18 protein-coding genes and 1 pseudogene are annotated in these 23,857 nt (G+C 71.1%); 9 read left to right on the forward strand and 10 right to left on the reverse strand.

The genetic code is table 11. From position 1 onward, the window contains the following. Positions 1 to 36: 36 nt before the first annotated feature. On the reverse strand, positions 37 to 1,191 hold the full coding sequence (locus OG199_RS17110; protein ID WP_266701063.1) for a cystathionine gamma-synthase: 1,155 nt from the start codon (positions 1,189 to 1,191) through the stop codon (positions 37 to 39). Between the two features lie 244 nt (positions 1,192 to 1,435). Between OG199_RS17110 and OG199_RS17115 the strand changes: the two genes are divergently transcribed. The 3 genes from OG199_RS17115 (at position 1,436) to OG199_RS17125 (ending at position 6,009) form a co-directional block, all read left to right on the forward strand. Then, positions 1,436 to 2,554 carry a hypothetical protein gene (locus tag OG199_RS17115; protein ID WP_356807605.1) on the forward strand — a complete coding sequence of 373 codons (1,119 nt, stop codon included), beginning with the start codon at positions 1,436 to 1,438 and terminating at the stop codon, positions 2,552 to 2,554. Between the two features lie 130 nt (positions 2,555 to 2,684). Further along, complete coding sequence (gene msrA / locus OG199_RS17120) at positions 2,685 to 3,353, forward strand: peptide-methionine (S)-S-oxide reductase MsrA (RefSeq protein ID WP_405830150.1); 669 nt, start codon at positions 2,685 to 2,687, stop codon at positions 3,351 to 3,353. Positions 3,354 to 3,576: 223 nt separating this feature from the next. Further along, the gene (locus tag OG199_RS17125) at positions 3,577 to 6,009 is read left to right on the forward strand and encodes a SpoIIE family protein phosphatase (protein WP_405830152.1); all 2,433 of its coding nucleotides are present in this window, start codon (positions 3,577 to 3,579) and stop codon (positions 6,007 to 6,009) included. Positions 6,010 to 6,072: 63 nt separating this feature from the next. Here the strand turns inward: OG199_RS17125 and OG199_RS17130 are convergent, their stop codons facing one another. Further along, entirely contained in the window at positions 6,073 to 7,032 is a 960-nt protein-coding gene (locus OG199_RS17130; RefSeq protein ID WP_405830154.1) for an epimerase, read from the reverse strand. 130 nt (positions 7,033 to 7,162) lie between these two features. On the opposite strand from OG199_RS17130, the gene OG199_RS17135 reads away from it, so the two are divergent. Further along, complete coding sequence (locus OG199_RS17135) at positions 7,163 to 8,062, forward strand: phosphotransferase (protein ID WP_356809028.1); 900 nt, start codon at positions 7,163 to 7,165, stop codon at positions 8,060 to 8,062. 60 nt (positions 8,063 to 8,122) lie between these two features. Here the strand turns inward: OG199_RS17135 and OG199_RS17140 are convergent, their stop codons facing one another. Beyond that, complete coding sequence (locus tag OG199_RS17140; protein WP_405830156.1) at positions 8,123 to 8,545, reverse strand: VOC family protein; 423 nt, start codon at positions 8,543 to 8,545, stop codon at positions 8,123 to 8,125. 71 nt (positions 8,546 to 8,616) lie between these two features. Next, positions 8,617 to 9,564 (reverse strand): hypothetical protein, encoded by a 948-nt coding sequence (locus OG199_RS17145; RefSeq protein ID WP_405830158.1) that lies wholly within the window; start codon positions 9,562 to 9,564, stop codon positions 8,617 to 8,619. Between the two features lie 142 nt (positions 9,565 to 9,706). Between OG199_RS17145 and OG199_RS17150 the strand changes: the two genes are divergently transcribed. Next, positions 9,707 to 10,813, forward strand: a complete 1,107-nt coding sequence (locus OG199_RS17150; RefSeq protein ID WP_405830160.1) for a serine hydrolase domain-containing protein — start codon at positions 9,707 to 9,709, stop codon at positions 10,811 to 10,813. A 60-nt stretch (positions 10,814 to 10,873) separates the two neighbouring features. Next, a pseudogene (locus OG199_RS17155) lies at positions 10,874 to 11,020 on the forward strand (DUF4291 family protein); the annotation flags it as partial. A 91-nt stretch (positions 11,021 to 11,111) separates the two neighbouring features. Here the strand turns inward: OG199_RS17155 and OG199_RS17160 are convergent. Further along, complete coding sequence (locus OG199_RS17160; protein WP_356806286.1) at positions 11,112 to 11,705, reverse strand: DUF4291 domain-containing protein; 594 nt, start codon at positions 11,703 to 11,705, stop codon at positions 11,112 to 11,114. Between the two features lie 435 nt (positions 11,706 to 12,140). On the opposite strand from OG199_RS17160, the gene OG199_RS17165 reads away from it, so the two are divergent. Both OG199_RS17165 and OG199_RS17170 read left to right on the forward strand, forming a co-directional pair. Further along, positions 12,141 to 13,061, forward strand: a complete 921-nt coding sequence (locus OG199_RS17165; RefSeq protein WP_356806287.1) for a DUF5829 family protein — start codon at positions 12,141 to 12,143, stop codon at positions 13,059 to 13,061. A 407-nt stretch (positions 13,062 to 13,468) separates the two neighbouring features. Beyond that, positions 13,469 to 14,686 carry an alkaline phosphatase gene (locus OG199_RS17170; protein WP_401800050.1) on the forward strand — a complete coding sequence of 406 codons (1,218 nt, stop codon included), beginning with the start codon at positions 13,469 to 13,471 and terminating at the stop codon, positions 14,684 to 14,686. Positions 14,687 to 14,838: 152 nt separating this feature from the next. Here OG199_RS17170 and OG199_RS17175 read toward each other — a convergent pair whose 3' ends face one another. The 4 genes from OG199_RS17175 to OG199_RS17190 form a co-directional block, all read right to left on the reverse strand. Then, entirely contained in the window at positions 14,839 to 16,053 is a 1,215-nt protein-coding gene (locus OG199_RS17175; protein ID WP_401799258.1) for a cytochrome P450, read from the reverse strand. An 88-nt stretch (positions 16,054 to 16,141) separates the two neighbouring features. Then, a complete protein-coding gene (locus tag OG199_RS17180; protein WP_356806292.1) occupies positions 16,142 to 17,533 on the reverse strand; it encodes an FAD-dependent oxidoreductase in 1,392 nt (463 codons plus the stop codon). Next, positions 17,530 to 17,757, reverse strand: a complete 228-nt coding sequence (locus tag OG199_RS17185) for a ferredoxin (RefSeq protein WP_356806294.1) — start codon at positions 17,755 to 17,757, stop codon at positions 17,530 to 17,532. Before OG199_RS17185 ends, OG199_RS17180 begins: the two co-directional genes overlap by 4 nt. A 365-nt stretch (positions 17,758 to 18,122) precedes the next feature. Next, positions 18,123 to 19,163 (reverse strand): NAD(P)-dependent alcohol dehydrogenase, encoded by a 1,041-nt coding sequence (locus tag OG199_RS17190; protein WP_356806296.1) that lies wholly within the window; start codon positions 19,161 to 19,163, stop codon positions 18,123 to 18,125. A gap of 173 nt (positions 19,164 to 19,336) precedes the next feature. Between OG199_RS17190 and OG199_RS17195 the strand changes: the two genes are divergently transcribed. Continuing rightward, complete coding sequence (locus OG199_RS17195) at positions 19,337 to 20,251, forward strand: helix-turn-helix domain-containing protein (protein WP_405830163.1); 915 nt, start codon at positions 19,337 to 19,339, stop codon at positions 20,249 to 20,251. A gap of 127 nt (positions 20,252 to 20,378) precedes the next feature. Here the strand turns inward: OG199_RS17195 and OG199_RS17200 are convergent, their stop codons facing one another. Beyond that, entirely contained in the window at positions 20,379 to 23,690 is a 3,312-nt protein-coding gene (locus OG199_RS17200; RefSeq protein ID WP_405830165.1) for a S8 family peptidase, read from the reverse strand. Positions 23,691 to 23,857: the final 167 nt, after the last annotated feature.

Below are 23,857 nucleotides of genomic sequence, written 5' to 3' on the forward strand. Positions count from 1 at the left end.
GGTGATCCGGCCGTCCCGCCGGTGACCGGCGTGCTCCTAGCCGAGGGCCTGCTGCAGGTCCTGGAGAAGGTCGTCGACGTTCTCGATGCCCACGGAGAGCCGGACGAGGTCGCCCGGTACCTCCAGGGCCGACCCCACGACGGAGGCGTGCGTCATGCGCCCGGGGTGCTCGATCAGGGATTCGACGCCGCCCAGCGACTCGCCGAGCGTGAACACCTTGGCGCGGTTGCAGACCTCGACGGCCGCTTCCTCGCCGCCCTCCACCTGGAAGGAGACCATGCCGCCGAACGCCCGCATCTGCTTGGCGGCGATCTCGTGACCGGGGTGGTCCGGCAGGCCCGGGTACAGGACCCGCGTCACACGCGCGTGCCGGGTGAGCATGTCGGCGACCTTCGTGGCGTTCTCGCTGTGCCGGTCCATGCGCACCGAGAGCGTCTTGGCACCGCGCAGCACCAGCCAGGAGTCGAAGGGCCCGGCGACCGCGCCCATCGCGTTCTGGTGGTACGCCAGCTCCTCGCCGAGCTCCTGGTCGCCGGTGATCAGCGCGCCGCCGACGACGTCCGAGTGGCCGCCCATGTACTTGGTGAGGGAGTGCACGACGACGTCCGCGCCGAGCGCGAGGGGCTGCTGGAGGTAAGGGGTGGCGAAGGTGTTGTCGACGACGAGCCGGGCGCCCGCCTCGCGCGCGATCTGCGCCACCGCGGTGATGTCGGTGATGCCGAGGAGGGGGTTGGAGGGTGTCTCGACCCAAATCGCCTTGGTCTTCGGGGTGAGGGCGGCCCGTACGGAGTCGGGGTCGCTGGTGTCGGCCACGGACCATTCCACGCCCCAGCGCGAGACGACCTTCGCGAAGAGGCGGAACGTCCCGCCGTAGGCGTCGTTGGGGATCACCACGTGGTCGCCGGGGCTGAGCAGCGTACGCAACAGGCAGTCCTCGGCCGCCAGTCCGGACGCGAACGCGAGGCCGCGGCGACCGCCCTCCAGGGCGGCGAGGTTCTCTTCCAGGGCGGTCCTGGTGGGGTTGGCGCTGCGGCTGTACTCGTAGCCGCCGCGCAGCCCGCCGACGCCGTCCTGCTTGTAGGTCGAGACCTGGTAGATCGGCGGGACGACCGCGCCGGTCAGGGGATCCGCGGTGTTGCCCGCGTGGATCGCGAGGGTCTCGAAGTGCTGACTGATGTGCCTGTCGCTCATGGGTCCCGAGCGTAGTGCGCCCGCGGGGCTGGTGGCGGCCCGCGGTCCCGGCCGGGTCGCCGCGCGGCGCACCGGGGGCCGCGCGGAGCGACGGCGCACACCGGCGCGGGGCGACCGGGCGGGACGTCGCGGAGCCACCGCGCGGACCGTGCCGAGGCGACCCGGCGGGCGGCGACGGGCGGCGGAGCAGGCCCGTGTCCGACCGGGTTGGCCAATTGTCGGACCCGTCTGGTTCGCTTGAGACATGCAAATTCTCTGGGTCCTGATGGCGCTGGCCCTGTTCAGCCTGGTCCTGCTGCCGGTTCTCAGGCGTCGGCGCGCCGGTATTCAGCTGGTCTCGCCCGGCGACCCGGACGCCGCGGACCCGGCGAACTACGGATTCCTGCGCCAGGAGGAGCTGGACATCCGCATGCCGGGCCCGGACGCGGATCTTCTCGACGTCCTGGACGTGGTGCAGCACACGCAGGACTACCGCGCCGCCGCACAGCTCCTGGCGGGCACGGAGATCGCCGGCGAGACGCGCTGGCAGCGGGTGCAGGCCTTCGCGGGTGCCGCGTCCCTGGAGCTGCAGCAGCGCCCCGGCGGGGTCAGTGACACGCCGGGCGGGCAGTGGCTTCGCGTGTGGCGGGCCGAGGCGCCCAAGGACGCGGGCGGCGCTGCCGTGCACGCGGAGTTCCTCGTGCAGCAGGCGTGGCGGACGTCGACGCCGGGGACGGACGAGTTCCGGATCATCATGGAGGAGGCGAGGTCGGCCTGCGGCGAGGCGGCGCTGCTCTCCCCCGGTGACCCGATCCCGTACATCGTCGAGCTGTCGGTGGCCCGCGGTCTCGCCTATCCCCAGGCGGAGTTCGAGAAGCTGTGGCTGAAGATCCTGGACCGCGCGCCCTCCCACATGGGCGCGCACCTGGCGGCCCTCCACTACTGGTGCGAGAAGTGGCACGGCTCGCGTGAGGTGGCGTACTCGTTCGCGGAGGCCGCCGCCGCGCGCGCCCCGCAGGGGTCCCTGCTCGCGGCCATGCCCCTCTTCGCGGTCTTCGAGCACCTGCCCGAGGTCAACCTGGTCCGCAGCTTCTACCAGAGCGAGGTCGTCACCAAGGCGGTCCACGGCGCGCTCTTCGCGGTGCACGCGGCCCGCCCGGACGACCCGATGCTGGCGCACGTCCGCCATCTCCTGGTGCTCTTCCTGGTCCGCGGCGAGCGGTGGGCGGAGGCCATGAACCAGCTGGTGCACGTCGACGGCCACGTCGGCGCCCTCCCCTGGACCCTCACCCCCGACCCGGCGGCGGACTACGCGGTGTACCGCGCGCTGGCGGTGGCCGGGTACGAGGCGAACGGGGGCAGCCCGGCGTCGCTCCCCCGCTGAGGCGGGGCGCCGCGCGAGCACCGGGAGCCCCGGCCGGAACGGAATGCCGGCCGGGGCTCCCGCGTTGTAGGCGCCGGACCCCGGCCCCCGTGCCCTCGTGACCCCGTGACCCGTGACCCGTGGAGACCGCATGTTCCCGTACAGCCGTACCCCGCGACTCCCGACCGCCGAGCAGGCCCTGTCCGGCCGGTCCGAGCCGATCTTCAGGGTCCCCGACCGGCACCCGGTCCTCGGCACGCCCCTCCTCGGCCCCTACCCCGAGGGCCTGGAGATCGCCGACTTCGGCCTGGGCTGCTTCTGGGGTGCCGAGCGCAAGTTCTGGCAGCTGCCGAAGGGCGTGTACACGACCCTCGTCGGCTATCAGGGCGGCTACACCGAGAACCCCACCTACGAGGAGGTCTGCTCGGGCCTGACCGGCCACACGGAGGCCGTCCGCGTGGTCCACGACCCGGCCGAGGTCTCGTACGAGGAGCTCCTGAAACTCTTCTGGGAGTCCCACGACCCGACCCAGGGCTTCCGCCAGGGCAACGACTCCGGCACGCAGTACCGCTCCGCCGTCCACACCCACACCCCCGCCCAGGCAGCCGCCGCGCGCGCCTCCCGCGAGGCCTACCAGAGGGTCCTCACCCGCTCGGGCCACGGCACGATCACCACGGAACTCCTCCCGGCGGAGGGCCGCACCTTCTATCCGGCGGAGGCGTACCACCAGCAGTATCTGCACCGCAACATCGACGGCTACTGCGGGATCGGGGGGACGGGGGTCTCCTGCCCGATCGGCCTGACCGAGGCGGACGGCTGAGCCTCGTCGCCGAGGTTCGTCCGGAACGGGTCACTGAGCCTGACGCCTGTCCCCCCGGTCCCCACGACGTACCAGGCGTCCGCAAGTGGATCGCGCCCGCGTCGCCGTCCTCACCGCGCGTCACCGTGTCGGCGCTGCCGAGCCGCCCGCCGAGGCGAACGGGAGAGTCGCGGACGGAGACCGCAGGGAGGACCATCGAAGCCATGTAGGCAAGGTGGTGGGTATGGGGATGCCGTCGATGCATTTCAGCGAGAGCCTCGAGGATCCGTTCGCTCTCGGGCGCGGCGCCACGGCCGTGCTCGACGATCGGGGCGCCGTCGTCGGCTGGAGCGCACGCGCCCAGGAGTTGCTGGGTTATCCGGCCGGGGAAGTACTCGGACGGGTGTGGCAGGACCTCCTCGTGGACGCCCGTGACCTGCCGATCGTGCGGTCCGTCGTCATGGACGCCATGAGGACGGGAGGCTGGTTCGGGGTCCTGCCCGTCCGACACCGCGACGGGCGACGGGTGGAGATGGGTTTCCGGGCCCGCGCGATCACTCGGGACCGGAACGCTCGGGAGTGGTTCCTGGTCGGAGCCCCCGCCGCGGAGGTCATCGCCTGGCAGCGGGACCGTGCGCTGCTGGACGGCCTGTACCACCGGTCACCGATCGGTCTGGTGGTCCATGGCCCGGACAGAAGGGTGATCCGGGTCAACCGCGCGGTCGAAAAGGCGAGCGGTGTCCCGGCCGAGGCGCCGGTGGGCCATCGCCCCAGCGAGTTCATGGTCGACGAGGACGCGGGTCCGGCCGAGGAACGGGTACGGCACGTCCTGGAGACCGGCGAGCCGCTGATCTTCACGGAACAGTCGGCCCGGGCACGCCATGATCCGGGTCGGGAACGGATCGTTTCCGTCTCGGCGTTCCGGATGGAAGACCCCGCGGGCCGGGTTCTCGGCGTGGCCGAGACGATCGAGGACGTGACCGACCGCCACCGGGCCCGGCGCAGGCTCGCCCTGATGAACGAGGCGAGCGCCCGGATCGGAACCTCACTGGACGTGGCACAGACGGCCCGGGAACTGGCCGAGGTCGCCGCCGACGGCCTGGCCGACTACTGCTCGGTGGACCTCCTGAAGCCGGTGACACTCGGTGGCGAGCCGAGCTCCGGAATGACCGGTGCGCTGCTGCGCGTAGCCCTCTCGCCCCCGGAACACCGGGCCCCGTACCAGGAGGGCGAGGTGGTCCCGCTCCTTCCGGAATCCCCGCAGGCGCGGTGCCTCGCCGAGCGTCGCCCGATTCTCGAACGCCTGCTGTCCCTCCGGCCCGAGTGGTACGCCATGGACCGGCGGCGGATCGAGATCGCCATGGGTCTCGGCGTCCATTCGCTCATCGTGGTGCCTTTGGTGGCGCGCGGCCTGGTCCTGGGCGTGGTGAGCCTGTGGCGCGTGCGTCATTCGGAGCCTTTCGAGGACGACGACGCCGCGGTGGCCCACGAGCTCTCCTCGCGTGCCGCCGTCTGCATCGACAACGCGCGCCGCTTCACCCAGCAGCAGAGCGCCGCGCTGACCCTGCAACGCAGTCTGCTGCCGAGCGCGGCGTCCGACCTGCCGGCGGTCGAGGTGGCCTGCCGCTACCTCCCGGCGAGCGGTGAACCCGGCATCGGCGGTGACTGGTTCGACGTGATCCCGCTGTCCGGGGCCCGCGTCGCACTCGTCGTAGGAGACGTGGTCGGCCACGGGATCCACGCCGCGGCCTCGATGGGCCGTCTGCGCGCCGCCGTACGCACCCTGGCCAGCCTCGACCTGGAACCGGACGAGGTGGTGGCGCGGCTGGACGATCTGGTCAGTCTGCTGGCCGCCGAGCTGGAGGCGAACGCCGGCGGCGGGTCCACGGTGGAACAGATGCTCGGGGCCACCTGCGTGTACGCGGTCTACGATCCGGTCTCCCGGCGCTGCTCCCTGGCACGCGCCGGCCACCCGGCACCGGCGGTGTCCACCCCGGACGGCGAGGTGACCGTGCTCGACCTGCCCGCCGGTCCGCCGCTGGGTCTGGGCGGGCTGCCGTTCGAGACGTACGACCTCGACCTCCCCGAGGGCAGCCTGCTCACGCTCTACACCAACGGTCTTCTGGAGGCGCGCAACAGCGACATCGACGACGCGCTCGAGCGCCTGCACGAATGCCTCACCCACACCGACGATTCCCTGGACAACACCTGCCGCGCCGTGGTCGAAGCGCTGCTGCCGAAGGAACGCCTCCCCACCGACGACGTCGCGCTGCTCATCGCCCGCACCCGGGTGCTCCCGCCACAGGATGTCGCCACCTGGCAGCTGCCCCTGGAAGCGACCGCCGCCGCCCGTGCCAGGGAGCTGACCACGGCGAAACTGACCGAATGGGGGCTCGAGGACATGGCCTTCACCACCGAGCTGGTCGCCAGCGAACTCGTCACCAACGCCTACCGTTACGCGGCCGGCCCCGTCACCCTGCGCCTCATCCGTACGCACAGTCTGATCTGTGAGGTGTCGGACGCCAGCCACACCTCCCCTCACCTCCGGCGGGCCCTCAGCACGGACGAGGGCGGACGCGGACTCTTCCTGGTCGCGCAGCTCACGGAGCGGTGGGGCACCCGCTACGCCCACGACGGCAAGACCGTCTGGACGGAACAGCCTCTGCCGTACACGTGACCCACGACAACGGCGCGGTTTCACGTGACCGCCGGCGGAGACGTCGAGTCGTCCCGGCCTCCGTCAGCCCGGCTCGGCCGGACGCGCCGACCTGGCCCGCCGCACGAGGGACGTGGCGGCCCCCTCCCAGTCGGGACAGTCGAAAGTGAACCCGGCCGCGCGCAGCCGGCCCGGCACCACCCGGCGGCTCTTGAGCAGCAGCTCCGTGTCCGAGCGCAGCGCGAACGCCCCCAACTCGGCCATCCAACGCGTCGCCGGCAGCCCCAGCGGGACGCCCCAGGCCGTGCGCAGCGCCCGCATGAAGTCGCGGTGCGGAAGGGGGCCGGGCGAGGCGAGGTTCACCGGCCCCTCGATGTCGTCCCGGGCGATCAGGAACTCGACCGCTCGCACGAAGTCCTCGTCCTGGATCCAGGAGACGTACTGCGCGCCGCCGGCCACCGGACCGCCCAGCCCGAGTCGCACCAGTCGTGACAGTACGTCGAACACACCTCCCCGGTCCGGGCTCATGACCATCGCCGAGCGCAGCGCGACCTTGCGGGTCGCGGGAGTCGGCGCCTCCGCCTGTGCGCGCTCCCAGTTCTTCGCGATGTCGACGCTGTACGCCCAGTAGTCCGGTACGCCGCCCTCCGAGCCTCCGATCACTCCGGTCGCCTCGTCGTGTGCCGCGTCGAAGCGGTGGGCGTAGACCGTCGCCGTACTCATCTGCAGCCAGACGCGCGGTGGCCGCGCGGCAGCGGCGATCGCCTCGCCGACCACCCGCGCCGAATCCACCCGTGAGTCCATCATGGTTTGCAGGTTCTCGGCGGTGTAGCGGCAGGAGACGCTGCGCCCGGCCAGGTTGATCACGACATCGCAGCCGTCGATCGCCGCGGCCCAGCGGCCGAGCGTGGCCCCGTCCCATCCGATGTCGTGCGCCCGCACGGGACGCCGGGTCACCACCGTGACCTCGTGGCCGGCCGCCGTCAGCGCCCGGTCGAGAATCGTGCCCACCTGTCCGGTTCCCCCGGGCAGCACTACCTTCATCGAACCCCCTGGGCTTCGCTCGGCATCAGCGTATCCCCTCTTTTTGAACACGTTCAACACGGGAGTTCGGTGTGCTTCGGGATGAGGGCGGACTACGCGGGCGGGCGGATCGGCTTGATAAATTCGGCGGATGACCCGTCGCAGCCGTGACCGCGTCGCGGACGTCCGCAGCGTCGTGGTCACGCACCTGCTCGACCGTCGGATCGAGTCCGTCGTGCCGATCGGCGAGGGCCTCGACCACCTGGCCTACGAGGTCAACGGTGAGCTGATCGTGCGCTTCGGCAAGGAGGCCGACCCGGCACGGCGGGCCGCCCTCGTGAGCCGTGAGGTCCGTCTGCTCGCTGCCGTGGCCGCCATCTCGCCGCTGCCCGTCCCCGAACCGACGTTCACGGTCGCGGAGCAGGGGTGTCTGGCCTACCCCAAGCTCCCCGGCACGCCGCTGCTGGACATGTCGCGGCAGCAGCTATCGGCCCACGGCACGTCGATCGCCGCCACGCTCGGCGAGCTGCTCACCGCGCTGCACGCCGTTCCGATCGACCGGCTGGCCGATCTGGTGGACGCGGACCACCCGCCGCTGACCGAGTGGCGACATGACGCCGCGGAGACCTATGCGACGGTGGCCGGGCAGGTACCGGCGGCGCACCGCGGACCCGTCGAGGCGTTCCTGGATGCCGCACCACCGCACGACGGATACACCCCGACGTTCTCCCACAACGATTTGGGGATCGAACACGTTCTCGTCGACCCGGTCACCTGGACGGTGACCGGCGTCATCGACTGGAGCGATGCGGCTGTCGTCGATCCGGCCCACGACTTCGGGCTGCTCCACCGCGATCTCGGCCCTGCCGCTGCCGGCGCCGCCCTCAGCAGCTATCGAACCGACGTCAACGACCTCGCGGCTCTCCACGAGCGCGCCGTGTTCTACGCCAGGTGCGGTGTCTTCGAGGACCTGGCACACGGCATCGAGACGGGACAGGGCAAGTACGTCGACAAGAGCCTTGCCGCGCTGGATTGGCTGTTTCCGGCCTAGCCGCCTCGTCTCGACCGAGCGGCCGAGGACCTCAACCCCCCGTGCGGGTACCGGTGCCCGTCACGCCTGGCCGCCGGAGCGGCTGGACGCACGTGGTCGGAGAGGCTGGAGCCGGGTGCGCAGGAGGCAGAATTCGTTGCCCTCCGGGTCGGCCAGGACGTGCCAGGTCTCGGTGCCGGTCTGGCCGATGTCGACGGGCGTGGCGCCGACCGCGAGCAGCCGCTCCAACTCGGCGTCCTGGTCGCGGTCGGTGGCGTTGACGTCGATGTGCAGGGGGAGCTTCCGCCCGGTCCGCGGCTCGCTGCTGGGGCTGAGGACGAGGGTGGGCTGCGGGCCGCCGAAGCCGGCGTCGGGCGGCCCGATCTCGATGCTTCCGTCGTCCTCGCGGCCGAGTTCGACGTAGCCGAGGACCTCGCTCCAGAACGCGGCGAGCCGGTCGGGGTCGGCGACGTCGAGGACCAGCTCACTGATGCGACATGCCATGCCCGTCAGTGTACGGAGACGACAGAGCCCCGCTCCGGCTCGGCCCACCGGGTTCCGCTCGCGAGGCGCTCCTACCGGCCGTGGTTACCGAATCCCTTGAGGTAGGTCAGCCGCGCTCGGTCGCGCTCGGTCGTCAGGTCGAGCGCGACCACGGGGTGGCGGGACCACACGGGTGCGCCGTCGATCCACGGCACGAGCACGACGACGGGTCGGAGCGGGCCGTGGACGTCCGCGACGCCCGCCGGCGGGAGACGTCGCGCCTGCCGCTTCTTGGCCAGCCGCAGAAGCATCGGCGGATCCCCGTCCGGATCGCCGTGGGCCCGGTACAGCACCAAGTACGCCTCGCCCGCGTCCTGTTCACGCAGCAGCAGCCAGCGCATCGGGCGTACGTCCTCGCTGACGGCCACGCGGGCGAGACCGCGGGCGAGCCGCGCTTCGAACACGAGGGCCAGCAGGCCGCAGGCCGAGCCCACGAGGAAGAACCACCCGTGGCCGGGCCCCCCGAAGAGATGCAGCACGCCGCCGAATCCGACACTCGCCATGACGACGGTCGAGGCGGCCACGCCGGGAAGGCCGAGGGCGCTCAGCAGGCCGCGGTCGCGCCACCAGACCAACCGCCCCCGGCTGTCGGTGACGGGCACGGGCGGCCGCTGCCGTACGGCCTCGGCCGTGGAGCGTCCAGCCGCTTCGAGGAGGGCGTCATGGGTGAGTTCCGCGGCAGGCAGGGGCGCCTCCCGCGCACGCCGGACGGCGGTCCTGCGACGACGCTCCCTCCTCGACCCGAGATCCAGCCTGCGGACCAGGCCGATCCAGGCCGCGACGCCCATCAGCACTCCGCCGAAGGACATCATGATCCAGGCGAGGGCACCGGCCTCCGTGCCGTCCCCGAACCCCTCGAAGCAGCCCAGCGCCACGCCCGGGACGGCGATGAGCAGGCCCACGACACCGACACGCAGCAACCACTTCCCCAGCGCCACGGCGGCCGGACCCACAGGGGGGACGTCCCAGCGCTCGGCCATGCCTCTCCTCGTCTCCTGCGTCGCCCGTCAGACGCAGGGGCGCGCCGGACAGTTGCACAGACTCTCGTACGTTCCCGGGCCCGGTGACCGCGGCCCTGGAATTCGGTTGCCCCGGCGGGCGGTTGCGGGCTAGAAACCACGCATGGCCGACATCCAGGGCTCGTACGACGACCTGTTCACCGCCGTGCCCCGCGCGCTGTCCGCGTTGTTGGACGAGGGGGACGCCGGCGCCTCGGTGGCCGTCTTCGTGGACGGCGAACCGGTGGTGGACGTCTGGGGCGGGTTCGCCGACGCGGACCGTACGATCCCGTGGCAGCGGGACACGATCACCAACACCTGGTCCGTCACCAAGACGATGACGGCGCTGTGCGCGCTGGTCCTCGCAGACCGTGGCGAGCTGGATCTCGACGCGCCGGTCGGCCGGTACTGGCCGGGGTTCGCGAGGGCGGGCAAGGAGAAGGTGCTGGTGCGGCACCTGCTCGCGCACACCGCGGGCCTGCCCGACTGGGACGGGCCGATCGAGGAGCTCTACGACTGGCCGTCCGCCACGGCACGTCTGGCCGCGCAGACTCCGCAGTGGGAGCCGGGAAGCGCGGCCGGGTACCACTCGCTCACCCAGGGGTTCCTCGTGGGCGAGGTCGTACGCCGGATCACCGGCCGCAGCCTGGGCGAGTTCTTCGCGCAGGAGGTGGCCGGACCGCTGGGCGCCGACTTCCACATCGGGCTGGCCGCCGAGCACGACCACCGGGTGGCACCCACGATCCCGCCCCCTTCCCAGGACGAGGACTACGCCGCGAGCGCGCCCGGCGGCAAGGCGACTCCCTCCGCCGCCACCCGGGTACGGGTCCGTGACGGCAACAGCGTGGCCTGGCGTCGTGCGGAGATCCCCGCGGCGAACGGCTTCGGCAACGCCCGCTCGGTCGGTCTCGTGCAGTCGGTGATGGCCTGCGCGGGAGCGGTGCGCGGGACACGGCTGCTCTCGCGGGCGGGCTGTGACCTCGCGAGGCAGGAGCAGTTCAGCGGCGAGGACCGCCTCCTGGGCACGCCCATGCGCTGGGGCCTGGGCTACGGGCTGTTCGACAGCATCTACGGGTGGGGCGGCTGGGGCGGCTCCCTGGTCGTGATCGAACCCGAGGGCCGTATGACGGTGGCCTACGTGACGCACCAGATGCGCGAACCCGCGGCCGACAACCGCGGGCTGGAGATGGTGATGGCCGCCTACGACGGACTCAAGGGTCTGCGGGCCTGATCCGACGTGCCACCCGAATTCGCCGGCAGCCCGGACCCGACGGACGCCACGCTGGACGCCCTGGAGGAACCTCGACGCGGAATCCGTGTGGTCCACGGGGAGTCCACGATCACCGTCTACCAGGCGTACTCACCGGAGATCGGCCTGCCCGCCGCCCGGGAAGGCCGTTTCCCCGCGGCGTGGAAGCGGGACAGGGTGACGTGGGTCATCGAGTGACGTGGGTCATCAAGCAGCGTTCACAGACCTCTGCCGCCGTGTGGCCCGTGGGTGGTGCCGGCGGTTGTGCCCGTGTTTCCGGTCAGGGACACAGGTGGGCCAGTGGTCCTTCACCGGCGGGGTACGGCTGTTCCTGGGGGAGCAGGCGGGTGGCCGAGTCCAGTTCGCCGTCCTTGACGAGTGCATGGATCTCGTGGGCGAGCGGGGTCACGTCGCTGATGGACACGGTCCAGTCGTTCGCGTAGCGCGACGACGCCTCGCCCGAGAGCCCGAGTTGCAGCGAGCGGTACGGCAGGGGACGCAGGTGCAGATCGCGTTCGGGATCCCACTGGACGCGGGCCGGTGCGCGCTTGAGGTCGCGCTGCCAGGCGCCGCGATCAGGGTGCAGCCCGCGGACGTAGTGCGACAGGCAGGCATGGCCGAGCGCCCAGTCGAAACCGTCGCGAGTGATCTCGACGGCGAGGACGGTCTCCTGACCCTCTTTGGTGCCCCAGCCGGAGCGGTACATCATCCACAGGAAACTGGGTTTGATCCACGTCATCCGGTCAGGCTTCCACGCGGCGGGGAAACGGCCCTCGCGGGCGGCGGGTCCGCCGATCTCCGGGCGGTACGCCTGGTAGACGGTGATCGTGGACGCCGTGTGGAGCGCGCGAATCCTGCGGAGCGGTTCTTCCATGGCGTACAGCGTGGGCCCGGTCAGCTCAGGTGACCACCGGTTTTCGACCCGTTGCCCGATCCGACGGAGCACGTCGGCCGCGAACGGCAGGCAGTTGCCCGTGCGGGCCAAGTGGCGTCCGGCACATGGAACGACATCACGGCAAAGCCGTGCTCGATGGACTGACGCGTCGGGCGCGGTCGTTCATCACCGCGCACAGCATCAGGATCGCCGTGCCGCCGGTCGGCCGGATTGCGGGGCAGTGCCATGCGCTCGGCGTCGCATCGGTGGAGATCGACCGTGTGCAGGAGCACCAGGAGCGTTGGGGAGGGTCGCCGGCGAGCTACACCTCGGTGGAGGTCAAGGTGTGGTCATTTCAGGCTGGTTCGAAAGGAGCGGCACCCGCGCGCTCCCCGCCCTACGATCCCCCGCATGCTGATTCGCCGGACATTACGGATGATCACCGTGCTCGCTGTGACCCTCGCCGGTGCGATCGGGGGTGGCGTGGGGACGGCGCAGGCCGAGCAGAACCGGTCGTCGCACGATCGGCAGTTGCTGTTCTTCAACCACTCCTACGGCGTGTTCGACCGGGAGACCGCCGACGCCATCGAGCACTCCGACTATCTGCGGGACTTCGCCAACTTCCAGGTCCGCACCACCACCGGTGCCGACGGACAGACCTGGACCGGCCGTTATCTGATGGGCCACGAGACCTACCTCGAGCTGTTGGGGGTCGGTGACGTCGCCGGCCAGGACGGCACCCTCGGCTCCGCCGGGCTGGGCCTCTCGACCGAGCGTGCCGGAGACTTGACGACGGTCACGGAGCGCCTGAAGGACGAGGGCGTCGCCGACCCCGTCGAGTTCCTCCAGACACGTGACTTCGGTGACGGCGTCCCCGTTCCGTGGTTCGACGCCGTCCTCACCACCGCCGAGTACGACGCCTTCGGGGCCTGGGCGATGGAGTACCGGCCGGAGTACTTCGCCGACCCGCGCGGCAACACCGAGCCGCCGAGTTTCCCCGGTGACGTCGGCCGGGAGCGCTACCTGTCCGACGACTACCGCAGCCATCTGATGCGTGACGTGACCTCCGTCCGCCTCGCGGTCACCGAAGGCGACCTCGCCGACACCGTGCCGCTGCTCCGGGCCGGGGGGTTCGCCGTCCGGACCGTGCCGGACGGTGGCGTCGTCGCGGAGCGCGGCGGCACCGCGATCCGGTTCGACGCCGTAGCGCGCGACGACGCGGGCCTGCGGCGGATCGAACTGTCGCTCAACCGGCCGGTGAAGGACCGTCACGTGGAACGGATCGGTCACTCGAAGCTCGTCGTCGGGCCGGGTGACCACGCCGTGTGGACGTTCGGCGACAGCGGCACCGAGTAGGTCTGCGGCCCGCGGGGCGCGTCCCTCGACGAGGGGCGCGCCCTTGGCCTGTCCGCGCCCGTGACCGGGCGGCCCCGGACCGGTGACGACCTGCGGCGTCGGGCGGGCGGGCGGGGGCGCGACTTTGCCGCGGCGTGGGGTGGGCGGGAGGCCCGGGGCGGGGTTCGCCGTCAGGTGACCTGTTCGGACAAGTGGGGGACGCGCCGGACCTGCGCCTTTACCTGCCGCTGAAGATCTCGTCGTGTACTGGCCATCTGTTCTTGGTCAACCTCCCCCCAAAGAACCTTATGTTCACGGTCAAATGATGGGCAAGAACAGCAATGGAGGACGTTGTGTCCCTGGATGCCCGTAGGGCTCGGCGGTTCGCCGCTCCCGCAGCCGCCGCAGTCGCCGCCGCCGTCGTGACGATGGTGGTCAACCCGACGCTGGGCGCGTCGGCCTCGGCTCCGCAGGCCGCGGCCAAGGCCAAGGCCCCGACCGCCAAGAACGTCATCTTCATCAACGGCGACGGCATGGGCGCCGCCATGCGTCAGGCCGCCCGTCTGCACCTGGCCGGCCTGGGTGGCCAGCTCGCGATGGACAAGCTCCCCGTCTCGGGCCAGCTCACCACGGAGCCGGACGACCCGAAGGCCGTCGTCACCGACTCGGCCGCCGCGGCCACCGCGTGGGCCACCGGCGAGAAGACCTACAACGGCGCGATCAGCGTCGACGTGGACGGCAACCCGCTGGCCACCCTCGGCCAGCAGGCCAAGGCGGCCGGCAAGGCCACCGGTCTGGTCACCACCGCGCAGGTCACCGACGCCTCGCCGGCGGCGTTCTTCTCCAGCACCGCCAACCGTTCGGCGCAGGACGAGATCGCGCGCCAGTACATCGAGGTCAGCAAGCCCGACGTCATCCTGGGCGGTGGCGAGGACTGGTGGCTGCCCGCAGGCAGCGCCGGCGCGTTCAAGGACCAGCCCGCCGAGGACCCGTCCGAGGCGAGCAAGGGCACCAAGGGCGACCTCATCAAGAAGGCCAAGAAGGCCGGTTACTCCTACGTCAACAGCGCGGACCAGCTCAGCCGCGCCAAGGGCGGCAAGCTGCTCGGTCTCTTCGCCAACGAGGAGATGTTCCAGCAGCGTCCCGAGGGTCAGGGCGACGTGTACAGCCCGGTGGTCGGTCTCTCCACCATGACCAGCAAGGCCCTGGGCACGCTGGACAAGAGCAAGAAGGGCTTCTTCCTCATGGTCGAGGAGGAGGGCACCGACGAGTTCGCGCACTCCAACAACGCCACCCGCACCCTGCAGTCCATGCAGGAGCTGGAGAAGGCGGTGGCCGTGGCCCGCGCGTACGTCGCCACCCACTCCGACACCCTGCTCGTCATCACCGGCGACCACGAGACCGGCGGCCTGGCCGTCGAGGAGTCGGACGCCGCCGACGAGTCCGGCGACGCCATCTCCGCCGAGGACGGTCCGTTCAGCATCCGCGGCAGCCAGAAGAGCTTCTTCGTCGACTGGACCACGTCCGGTCACACCGGAGTGGACGTGCCGGTGACCGCGGCCGGCCCGCTGTCCGACCGCTTCACCGGCAAGCACCCCAACACCCACGTGTACGACGTGCTGCGTCAGGCCCTGACGCGCCGCTGAGCGACACACTGAAGCGGGGCCCCGGGGCGTGACCGTCCCGGGGCCCCGCTGTCGTCACGGCACGCGCGGCGACCCTCGCCACGGAGCACTCGGCACTCGGCACTCGGCACTCGGCACTCGGCACTCCACTCCGCGCCCGTCCCGGGCTCAGCTCAGCTCTGCTCGACGTGCAGATGGACGGGGCCCCGCAGGACGGGGCTTGGCCGGTACGGCGGCGGGTCGACGAGCAGCCTGGGCTGTTCGAGGCGGCGTGCCAGCTCGGTCAGTGCGATCTGGGTCTCCAGCCGGGCCAGCGGTCCGCCGAAGCACAGGTGGATGCCACTGCCGAAGCCCAGGTGCTGGTTGTCCCGCCGGTCGGGGTCGAAGCGGTCGGGGTCCACGAAGCGGTCCGGGTCGCGGCTGCCCGAGGCGAGCATGAGCATGATCTTCGACCCCTTGGGGATGACGGTGTCGCCGATCGCGATGTCGCTGTACGCCGCCCGCCAGGGAATGATCTGCACCGGCGGCTCGTAGCGCAGCAGTTCCTCCACCAGGGGCACCACCAGGTCGGGTTCGGTACGCAGGCGTCGCAGCACCTCGGGGTGGCGCAGCAGCGTCAGCATGCCGTTGGCGATGAGGTTGACGGTGGTCTCGTGGCCGGCGATGAGCAGCAGGTTGGCGGTGCTGATGATCTCCTCGTCGGTCATCCGTCCGTCGGGCCCGTCGTCGTTGGCCAGCCGGGTCAACAGGTCGTCGCCGGGGTGGCCGTGGCGTTGTTCCAGCAGTCCGCCGAGGTACTCCCGCAGGTCCTTGGTGGCCTGCACGCCGTTGTCCAGTTTCTCCTGCGGGTCGGTCCTGGGGTCGTAGTCGATCGACTCGACGATGGCGTTCACCCACACGTGGAACCGCGGTTCGTCCTCGCGTGGCACACCGAGCAGGTGGCAGATCACGGTGACCGGGAACGGGTAGGCGAAGTCGTCGACGATGTCGATCCGCTGTTCGCCCGCGAAGCCGTCGATCAGACCGCTGACGGTGGCGGCCAGGTCGGGTTCCATGCCGGAGACCAGGCCCGGGGTGTGCGGGGGCCCGAAGTGACGCATCGCCAGGCGCCGCAGGCGGTCGTGCTCGGGCGGGTCGAGGTTGATGAACGACGGAGTGGCGCGTCCCTCGACCGCCGCCATCGGCCGCGACAGGTTGCGTACGTCGGAACTCAGGCGCGGGTCGTGGAGTATGCCGGTGAGCTCGCGGTAGGTGCTGATGACGTAGCTGCCGTCCTCCTGCAGGGCCACCGGCGTCTTGCGCAGTTCGGTGTAGAGCGGGTAGGGGTCGGCCCGGGAGGAGTAGTCGAGGATCCGGTGCAGGGTGTCGGGCGTCTCGGTCGTGGTCATGTCGGTTCCCTCCTACTTCCCTCTACCGGACTTCGTCCTCCCACCGGCTTCCTCCCACCGGGCCTCCTCCACCGGGGGCTTCCTTCCGCTACCGGCCCTGCCGCATGACGGTGACGCGCCGTTCGCCCGGGTCGTGCCCGGTGACGACCACGGTGGCGCCCTGGGCGAGCAGCGTGGGGCCGGGGAAGTCGACGGGCACCGGCTTCGCGTCGGCGGGCTGGTCGGGTGTGGGGCAGGGAGGCGGGAAGGGCGCGGCCGTCTCGATCAACTCCCGGTAGTGGTCGAGCCACTTCGCGTTGTTGAAGCTGACCGCCGCGGTGACCCGGCCCTGATAGCCGTACGCGGCGACGAAGCGGCGGTCGGCCACGGATCCCTGGGCGACGACGACCTCGTCGGCGTAGGTCGGCACACCGACGGACTTGATGTTGACGCCGAACTGGATCGACCAGAACGCCGGGATCGACAGGTGCGGCCAGCGGTCCGCCTGGGTGCTGACCATGTTGTGGGCCGCGATCTCGGCCTGTTCCACGGCGTTGGCCCAGTGCTCCAGGGAGATGAACCGGTACTCGTAGATCGGGTTGGGGCTGCGTGCCACGTCCCCGGCGACGAAGATGTCGTCGGTGACCAGGCCGTTGAGGTCGAAGGCGCGGCAGCCCGCGTCGCAGGCGACTCCCCATACGCCCACCGCCAGTCCCGAGTCCCGCAGCCACTCGGTGTTGCGGATGCCGCCGAGCGCCACCACCGCCACCTCCGCGTCGACCGTGCTGCCGTCGGAGAAGTGGGCGCGGCGCAACCGCCCTTGCGCGTCGCCCTCCAAGCGGGTGACCTTGACGCCGCAGCGCAGGTCGACACCGTGGGCGCGCTGCATGTCGGCGGCGACCTCACCGATCATCGCGCCGAGTCCGCCGACCAGCGGGGCCGGCCCGAGTTCGGCGACGGTCACCGGGAGGCCGCGCTCGCGGCAGACGGAGGCGATCTCGGAACCGGTGAATCCCGCGCCGATGATCAGGACGCGGGAGGGCCCGGCGGCGATCGCCCGCTGCAGGCCGTCCGCGTCCTCACGGGTACGGACGACGAACACGCCGTCCAGGGCCGCTTCGGCCTCGACGGGCCAGGGCCGCGCCCGTACCCCGGTGGCGATCAGCATGCGGTCGAAGGGGATCCTGCGACCGTCCGCGAGCCGCACCTGGTCGGCCGCCAGGTCGAGGCCGGCGGCGGGGACGCCCAGCAGCCACTCCGCGTCGATGTCGCACCGTCGCGGCAGTGTGGTGCCCCCGGCCGGCACCCATCCGGTGAGTACCTGTTTGGACAGCGGAGGCCGGTCGTAGGGCTCGCCCAGTTCGTCACCGATCATGGTCAAGGAGCCGGTGAAGCCTTCCCCGCGCAGGGCCTCGGCGGCGCGCAGTCCCGCCAGTGACGCCCCGACGATCACCACGCGGCCGTCGCGCTTGAACCGCTGCAGGGTGTGCGCGCTGCTCATGACGGCGACGTCCCCACCGACGCGTCCCGCCCGTCCACCCGGTCGACCAGAATGGCCTGGAGCGGGCAGGCCGCCGCGGCGCGCAGTACCTGTTCGCGCTGGGCGTCGTCGGGGTTCGGGGCGTACATCAGCGCTTCCTCGCCGTGCATCCGGAACGCGTCCGGGGCCAGGAACGCGCACTGGGCGTACCCCTGACACCGCGACAGATCGACGACAACTCTCATCCCGACCTCCAATTCACGGGGCTGCACGGCAGCGGCCGCGTGGGCGCCCTCAGGGCGCCCACGCGGCACCACCACGGCGCCCAGAAGCGAGAGTCCATGCCTTCGAAGAAGGGATACGGCTGTCGCCCACCCCCGTGCACATGTGGGGGGCACCACGCTCGTCGAATGTCTCGGTAGGAAGAACCGGTCATCACGATCGAGGCTCCGGCGTCTGACACACCGCCCGGAGAACCTGACCTTGCCGTCGAAAAGCCTATCCCCCACCCATCCGGCCCGCACCCGGGACCGCGGCGTGCGGAAGGGAGAAAGGAGGGCGCCGACCGGTCCTGTGACCGGTCGGCGCCCTCCTCATCCGCGTCGGCCCACTAGATCGTCGCGGTGTCGATCACGAAGCGGTAGCGGACGTCGCTCGACAGCACCCGCTCGTACGCGTCGTTGATCTCGGACGCGCTGATCAGTTCGATCTCTGCGCCGAGGCCGTGCTCGGCGCAGAAGTCGAGCATCTCCTGGGTCTCCTGGATGCCGCCGATTCCTGAGCCGGACAGGGACTTGCGGCCGCCGATCACGGAGAAGAGGTTGAGGGAGATCGGCTCCTCGGGGGCGCCGACGTTGACCAGCGCGCCGTCCGTGCGCAGCAGCGAGAGGAACGCCCCGAAGTCGAGCGGTGCCGAGACCGTGGAGAGGATGATGTCGAAGGTGCCGCGCAGTTCCTCGAAGGTCTTCGGGTCGCTGGTGGCGTAGTAGTGGTCGGCGCCCAGCTTCAGGCCGTCGTCCTTCTTGCGCAGGGACTGCGACAGCACGGTCACCTCGGCGCCGAGCGCGTGCGCGATCTTGACGCCCATGTGGCCGAGGCCACCCATGCCGAGGACCGCGACCTTCTTGCCGGGGCCGGCGTTCCAGTGCCGGAGCGGGGAGTACGTGGTGATACCGGCGCAGAGCAGGGGCGCGGCCTCGTCGAGGGAGAGGCCGTCGGGGATGCGGACGGTGTAGTTCTCGTCGACGACGATCTTCTCGGAGTAGCCGCCGTAGGTGGGCTCGCCGTTCTTGTCGAGGGCGTTGTAGGTGCCTACGTTGCCGTTGACGCAGTACTGCTCCAGGCCCGCCTTGCAGTTCTCGCACTCGCGGCAGGAGTCGACCATGCAGCCGACGCCGGCGCGGTCGCCGACCTTGAACCGGGTGACGCCGGAGCCGACCTCGGAGATGATGCCGGCGATCTCGTGACCGGGCACCATCGGGAAGATCGCCTCACCCCAGCCCTCACGGGCCTGGTGGATGTCCGAGTGGCAGATACCGGCGAACTTGATGTCGATCAGGACATCGAACTCGCCCACGGGGCGGCGTTCGATGGTGGTGCGCTCCAGCGGGGCCTTCGCGGCGGGGGCGGCGTACGCAGCAACAGTGGTCATGCCGGTGGTTCTCCTCAGGAGTGGTCTGTGCCCGGCTGTCTTCTTCCGCCGGGCACGCTCACCAGCGTGCCCCACCGGAGGCCGTTCACCCAGGCCACGGCTTTGCGTACGACCGCTGGTCCTACTACTGGCGGGGTCAGGCTCCGCTGCGTACGACCGTGAATACTGGACGTATGAACGAGCAGCCCTTCCAGGAGATCGCCGGGCAAGCCGGGCAGCCGCTGGATCGGCGTGCCGAGCTCAGTGAGTTCCTGCGCACGCGCCGGGCCCGGCTGAAGCCGGACGACGTGGGGCTGCCCGACTTCGGACGGCACCGCCGGGTGCCGGGCCTGCGGCGCGAGGAGCTGGCGCAGCTGGCCGGCGTGTCCGTCGCGTACTACACACGGCTCGAACAGGGCAACGGACGAAACGTGTCGTCGGAGGTGCTCGACGCCATCGCCCGCGCCCTGCGCCTGTCGGACGCGGAGCACGCGCATCTGACCCACCTCGCCAGGCCCAAGCAGCTCAAGAAGAAGCAGACGGCCCGGCCGCAGCAGGTGCGGGTGGCGCTGCGGCATCTGCTGGACATGCTGGACGGCGTGCCCGCCTACGTCACCGGGCGGCGGGCGGACATCCTGGTCTGGAACCGGATGGCCGCGGCCGTGTTCGGCGACTGGGCGGAGCTCGCGCCGGGCGAGCGGAACTGGGCACGGCTGGTGTTCCTGCGGCCCGAGTACCGCGATCTGTTCGTGGACTGGGAGCAGAAGGCGATCGACATCGTGTGCATGCTGCGCATGGACGCGGGCTGCCATCCGGACGATCCGAGGCTGTCGGCGCTGGTCGGGGAGCTCTCCGTCAAGAGCCCGGACTTCCGGCGCCTGTGGGCCACGCACGACGTGAAGGAGAAGACCCACGGCGTGAAGGAGCTGCGGCATCCGCTGGTGGGCGACCTGGACCTGCGGTTCGAGTCGTTCCGGATGGCCGGCGACAGCGAGCAGGCGCTGATCACGTACCACGCGGAGCCGGGGTCCGCCTCGGCGGAGGCCCTGCGGCTGCTGGCCAGCTGGGGCACGGACGCGACCCGCGCGGGGGCCAACGCCCAGTCGTGACCGCGCCGCGCACCCGCGCACGGCGCGGCGCCTCAGGGACGCCGGGGGAACACGGACGGCCCGCCGGAAACCTTTCTTCCGGCGGGCCGTCCGCTGGGGGCTCACCTCACCAGGGGGCGCGGCGGGCTCACTTTCCGTAGTACGCGTTGTAGATCGAGACCGTCGACTTGTTGCCCTGCTTGTCGGTGATCTTCGCGTGGAAGGAGATGCCCTTGCCCTTCGCCGGGTTCCTGACGGTGATCTTTCCGTCCCTGACCTTGAGCATGGTCCAGGTCTGGCCGTAGTCGTACGAGACGTACACGTACAGCGTCTTGAGGTTCCTGCCCGCGGCCGAGCCCTGCACGGTGAGCGGGATGCTGACCTTCTTGCCGGCCTCGACGCGGCTGTCCAGTCCGGTCGCGGCGTTGAAGCGGACCGTGGAGGCGGGCAGCTTCGCGAAGTCGGTCCTCTTGGACGTGAAGGTCCAGCTCGCGTCGATCCGTGTGGAGGCCGCGGCGACCTTCACGCTGCGCTTGACCGAGGCCGTCAGCCGGTACTCCGCCTGGCCGGCCGGGACCTTGAACTCCTTGTCCCCGAAGAGCGGGTCGTCGTTCGATCCGACCTTCGCCCCGTTGCGGTACAGCGTCGTGGTGACCGAGCTGAACGGGGAGGACCCGGCGTGGGTGCTTCCGTCGGCGAACAGTGGCAGGTATCCGACGAGGTTGTCGCCCTCCCGGAAGACACCGAAGTCGGCGCTGATCTTCGGGCCGAAGACGGCCGTGTTGAACCGCTTCGTGTAGCTCGTGCCCGCCTTGAAGATCTGCGGGTCGCCGAGCGTGTAGTAGGCGTCGACGACCGGGAATCCGGTGGCGTCGGTACCGGCGTGCTGCTCGAAGTCGAACGTCCACTGGACCTTTTCACCGGTCGACAGGTAGAGCGTGCGCGCGCTCGGCAGCTTCTGGTCGACGGCGACGCTGAAGCTGTCGTCGTCGGGCAGAAAGCCGAACGCGGTGATCGCGCCCGTCTTGCCGGCGGCCGCGGCTCCCATGTCCGCCCGCACCTCGGCCAGGTCGCCCGCCTTGTAGTGCTTGACGTGCGCGCCCTGGAGCCTGCTGACCTTCGCGCCGGTGAAGGTGTCGTACTCGGCACCGGCGCCCTTGGTCCACTGTCCGGACCAGCTCTGGAACAGACCGGGGGTGAGCGCCGGGCCGAGGTGCGCCATCCGCAGGTTCCGGAAGGAGTCCAGCCCGAGGCCGAGCCCGAAGCCCGTGGCGTCGTCGAAGTAGTTGACGACCGCCGACAACGGCTCGGCCCGCGTGTCCGGCACGGTGATGTCGGCGCCCTCGGCGGTGCGGGCGTCCAGCGTCAGCGTGGTGTTCCCGGTGACGTCCAGCCGGGGCCGGACCAGCCAGTCGACCCCGCCCTTCGCCTCCACCAGGTCCTGCACGGACAGGGAGTTGAGCAGGTACTTGCCCTTGGGCACCCGGAGGGTCACGCTGTCCGCGGTGTTCTGCGACGCGTAGTCCCGGTCGGCGCCGAGCCCGGTGTAGCCCTCCAGGTCGGTGAGGTGCGTGGGCGTCTCGCCGGCGCGGTCGACGTACTTCAGGGTGACGTCGTACGACTCCGGCTCACGCTCGACCGCGAGCGCCGCGCGCACCGACTGACCGCCGCCCGTCGCCGTCACGTACGCGGCGTACGCGCCGTCGAGAGTGCCGCCGAGCCTGGTGTTCGCGGCGACGCCGACGGACGCCCGGCCGCCGGCCGGGACGGTGAGGGTGGTGGCGGCGAGCTTGAAGAAGCCCGAGGGTGCCGCGTGACCCTTGGGGTCGGTGGCCTTGACCCCGAGGGCCAGGGTGATGTCCTTCGTGCCGAGGTTGCGGTACGTCAGCTGCCTGGTCAGGGCCGAGTCGTCGGTGTGCGGCCACCGCGCCACGCCGAAGCTCACCGAGGACGGATCGGCGATCACGGTCTGCTTGATCGCCGCGTCGACGGCGATCCGGCCCGCGCCCTGCTGGAACGGTGTGTACGAGCCGCCCTTGGCGGAGCCGGTCAGCGCGCTCTTGAGCTCGGTGTACGTCCAGTCCGGGTGTTCCTGCTTGAGGATGGCGGCGGCGCCCGCGACATGCGGGGTCGCCATCGACGTACCCGAGATGGTCAGGTAGCCCGGGGGCTTCTCGCCGACCTCCGTGTCGATGACGCTGCCCGGGGCGGCGGCCGCGGTGATGTCGACGCCGGGAGCGGTGACGTCCGGCTTGATGGCGCCGTCGCCGAGGCGGGGGCCGGTGCTGGAGAAGTCCGCCAGCTTGTCGTGGTCGTCCACGGCGCCGACGGTGAGCGCGGCGTCCGCGCTGCCCGGCGAGCCGATGGACTCGGGGCCCTCGTTGCCCGCCGCGATCGCGAAGAGGATGCCCTTCTCGGCCGAGAGCTTGTCGACCTCGGCCTCCAGCGGGTCCACGTCGGGGGTGTCCGGGCCGCCGAGGCTCAGGTTGACGACGTCGGCGCCCTGGTCGGCCGCCCACTCCATGCCCGCGAGGATGCCGGAGTCGTCACCGCTTCCGGTGTCGTCGAGAACCTTGCCGTTGAGGATCTTGGCGCCGGGCGCGACGCCCTTGTACTTCCCGTTCGACTTGGCACCGGTGCCCGCCGCGATGGACGCGACGTGCGTGCCGTGGCCGTAGTGGTCGGTGGCGTCGGCGGCCGCGGAGAAGTTCCGGGACGCGATCACCTGGTTCCTGAGGTCCGGGTGGGTCGCGTCGACACCGGTGTCGAGGACGGCGATTCTGACGCCCTTGCCGTCGTACCCGGCGGCCCAGGCCTTGGGGGCGCCGATCTGCGGCACGGACTTGTCGAGGCTCGCCCTGCGCACGCCGTCCAGCCAGACGTGCGCGATGCCGGAGGCCGCCCGGCCGTGGTCGGTGACCGCTGACCAGAGCTCGGCCGCGTCCCGTTGCGGTGTCCGCACGGCGTCCGCGTTCAGGGACTTCAGGGTCCGGCGGAGCGTGCCCGACTCGCGGACGTCGGCCCGGGCGGCCGTCGCGGCTCCCCGGTAGCCGACGATGACCTTCAGGCCCTGCTTCTGGGAGGCGCGGGTCGCGGGCCTGTTCAGCTCGGTGACGTCGAAGAGCCGCCGGTCCAGCTTGCCGGCGGCTATCAGCGCCTGCGCGTCGGCCGGCACCACGAGGGTGTGACCGCGGGCCTTGCGGATCTGGACGGGCACGTGTGCACGGCCCTTGGCCCGCTCGAGGCCGACGACGCGCCCCTGGGAATCGACGACCACCCGGTCGCCGGTGATCAGTGTGATGCGGTGCTTGGCCGTGATCCCGGCCGCGGAAGCGCCGTTGACGTGTCCGGCGTGTGCCGGGACCCTCGCGGACGCCGGGCTGGTCATTCCCGCCGCCAGAGCCACGGCCGCCGCCGTGGCGACGGTCGCCGCGCACGCTCTTTTCACTTGTCTGCGCAAGTCTCCCCCTGGAGATGAGGTCCGGGTGAATTCCCCATTCACCCGGCCGGGGGAAGTCTCGTACGCATGCACGATCACCCCTCCGGAAAACGCAAGTATGCCGGGGGGTGATCGGCCCCTCAATAGCGGGGCTGCGGTGAAGAGTTGACGGAATTGCTCCGCTAAGT

Origin of the sequence: Streptomyces sp. NBC_01176 (assembly GCF_045039825.1) — a bacterium.
Classification (GTDB): Bacteria; Actinomycetota; Actinomycetes; order Streptomycetales; family Streptomycetaceae; genus Streptomyces.

What these genes read in the sequence shown, in the direction of transcription:
- OG199_RS17110 (WP_266701063.1), bottom strand. Translation starts at nt 1,191, where the DNA reads ATGAGCGACAGGCACATCAGTCAGCACTTCGAGACCCTCGCGATCCAC.
- OG199_RS17115 (WP_356807605.1), top strand. Translation starts at nt 1,436, where the DNA reads ATGCAAATTCTCTGGGTCCTGATGGCGCTGGCCCTGTTCAGCCTGGTC.
- msrA (WP_405830150.1), top strand. Translation starts at nt 2,685, where the DNA reads ATGTTCCCGTACAGCCGTACCCCGCGACTCCCGACCGCCGAGCAGGCC.
- OG199_RS17125 (WP_405830152.1), top strand. Translation starts at nt 3,577, where the DNA reads ATGGGGATGCCGTCGATGCATTTCAGCGAGAGCCTCGAGGATCCGTTC.
- OG199_RS17130 (WP_405830154.1), bottom strand. Translation starts at nt 7,032, where the DNA reads ATGAAGGTAGTGCTGCCCGGGGGAACCGGACAGGTGGGCACGATTCTC.
- OG199_RS17135 (WP_356809028.1), top strand. Translation starts at nt 7,163, where the DNA reads ATGACCCGTCGCAGCCGTGACCGCGTCGCGGACGTCCGCAGCGTCGTG.
- OG199_RS17140 (WP_405830156.1), bottom strand. Translation starts at nt 8,545, where the DNA reads ATGGCATGTCGCATCAGTGAGCTGGTCCTCGACGTCGCCGACCCCGAC.
- OG199_RS17145 (WP_405830158.1), bottom strand. Translation starts at nt 9,564, where the DNA reads ATGGCCGAGCGCTGGGACGTCCCCCCTGTGGGTCCGGCCGCCGTGGCG.
- OG199_RS17150 (WP_405830160.1), top strand. Translation starts at nt 9,707, where the DNA reads ATGGCCGACATCCAGGGCTCGTACGACGACCTGTTCACCGCCGTGCCC.
- OG199_RS17160 (WP_356806286.1), bottom strand. Translation starts at nt 11,705, where the DNA reads ATGGAAGAACCGCTCCGCAGGATTCGCGCGCTCCACACGGCGTCCACG.
- OG199_RS17165 (WP_356806287.1), top strand. Translation starts at nt 12,141, where the DNA reads ATGATCACCGTGCTCGCTGTGACCCTCGCCGGTGCGATCGGGGGTGGC.
- OG199_RS17170 (WP_401800050.1), top strand. Translation starts at nt 13,469, where the DNA reads ATGGTGGTCAACCCGACGCTGGGCGCGTCGGCCTCGGCTCCGCAGGCC.
- OG199_RS17175 (WP_401799258.1), bottom strand. Translation starts at nt 16,053, where the DNA reads ATGACCACGACCGAGACGCCCGACACCCTGCACCGGATCCTCGACTAC.
- OG199_RS17180 (WP_356806292.1), bottom strand. Translation starts at nt 17,533, where the DNA reads ATGAGCAGCGCGCACACCCTGCAGCGGTTCAAGCGCGACGGCCGCGTG.
- OG199_RS17185 (WP_356806294.1), bottom strand. Translation starts at nt 17,757, where the DNA reads ATGAGAGTTGTCGTCGATCTGTCGCGGTGTCAGGGGTACGCCCAGTGC.
- OG199_RS17190 (WP_356806296.1), bottom strand. Translation starts at nt 19,163, where the DNA reads ATGACCACTGTTGCTGCGTACGCCGCCCCCGCCGCGAAGGCCCCGCTG.
- OG199_RS17195 (WP_405830163.1), top strand. Translation starts at nt 19,337, where the DNA reads ATGAACGAGCAGCCCTTCCAGGAGATCGCCGGGCAAGCCGGGCAGCCG.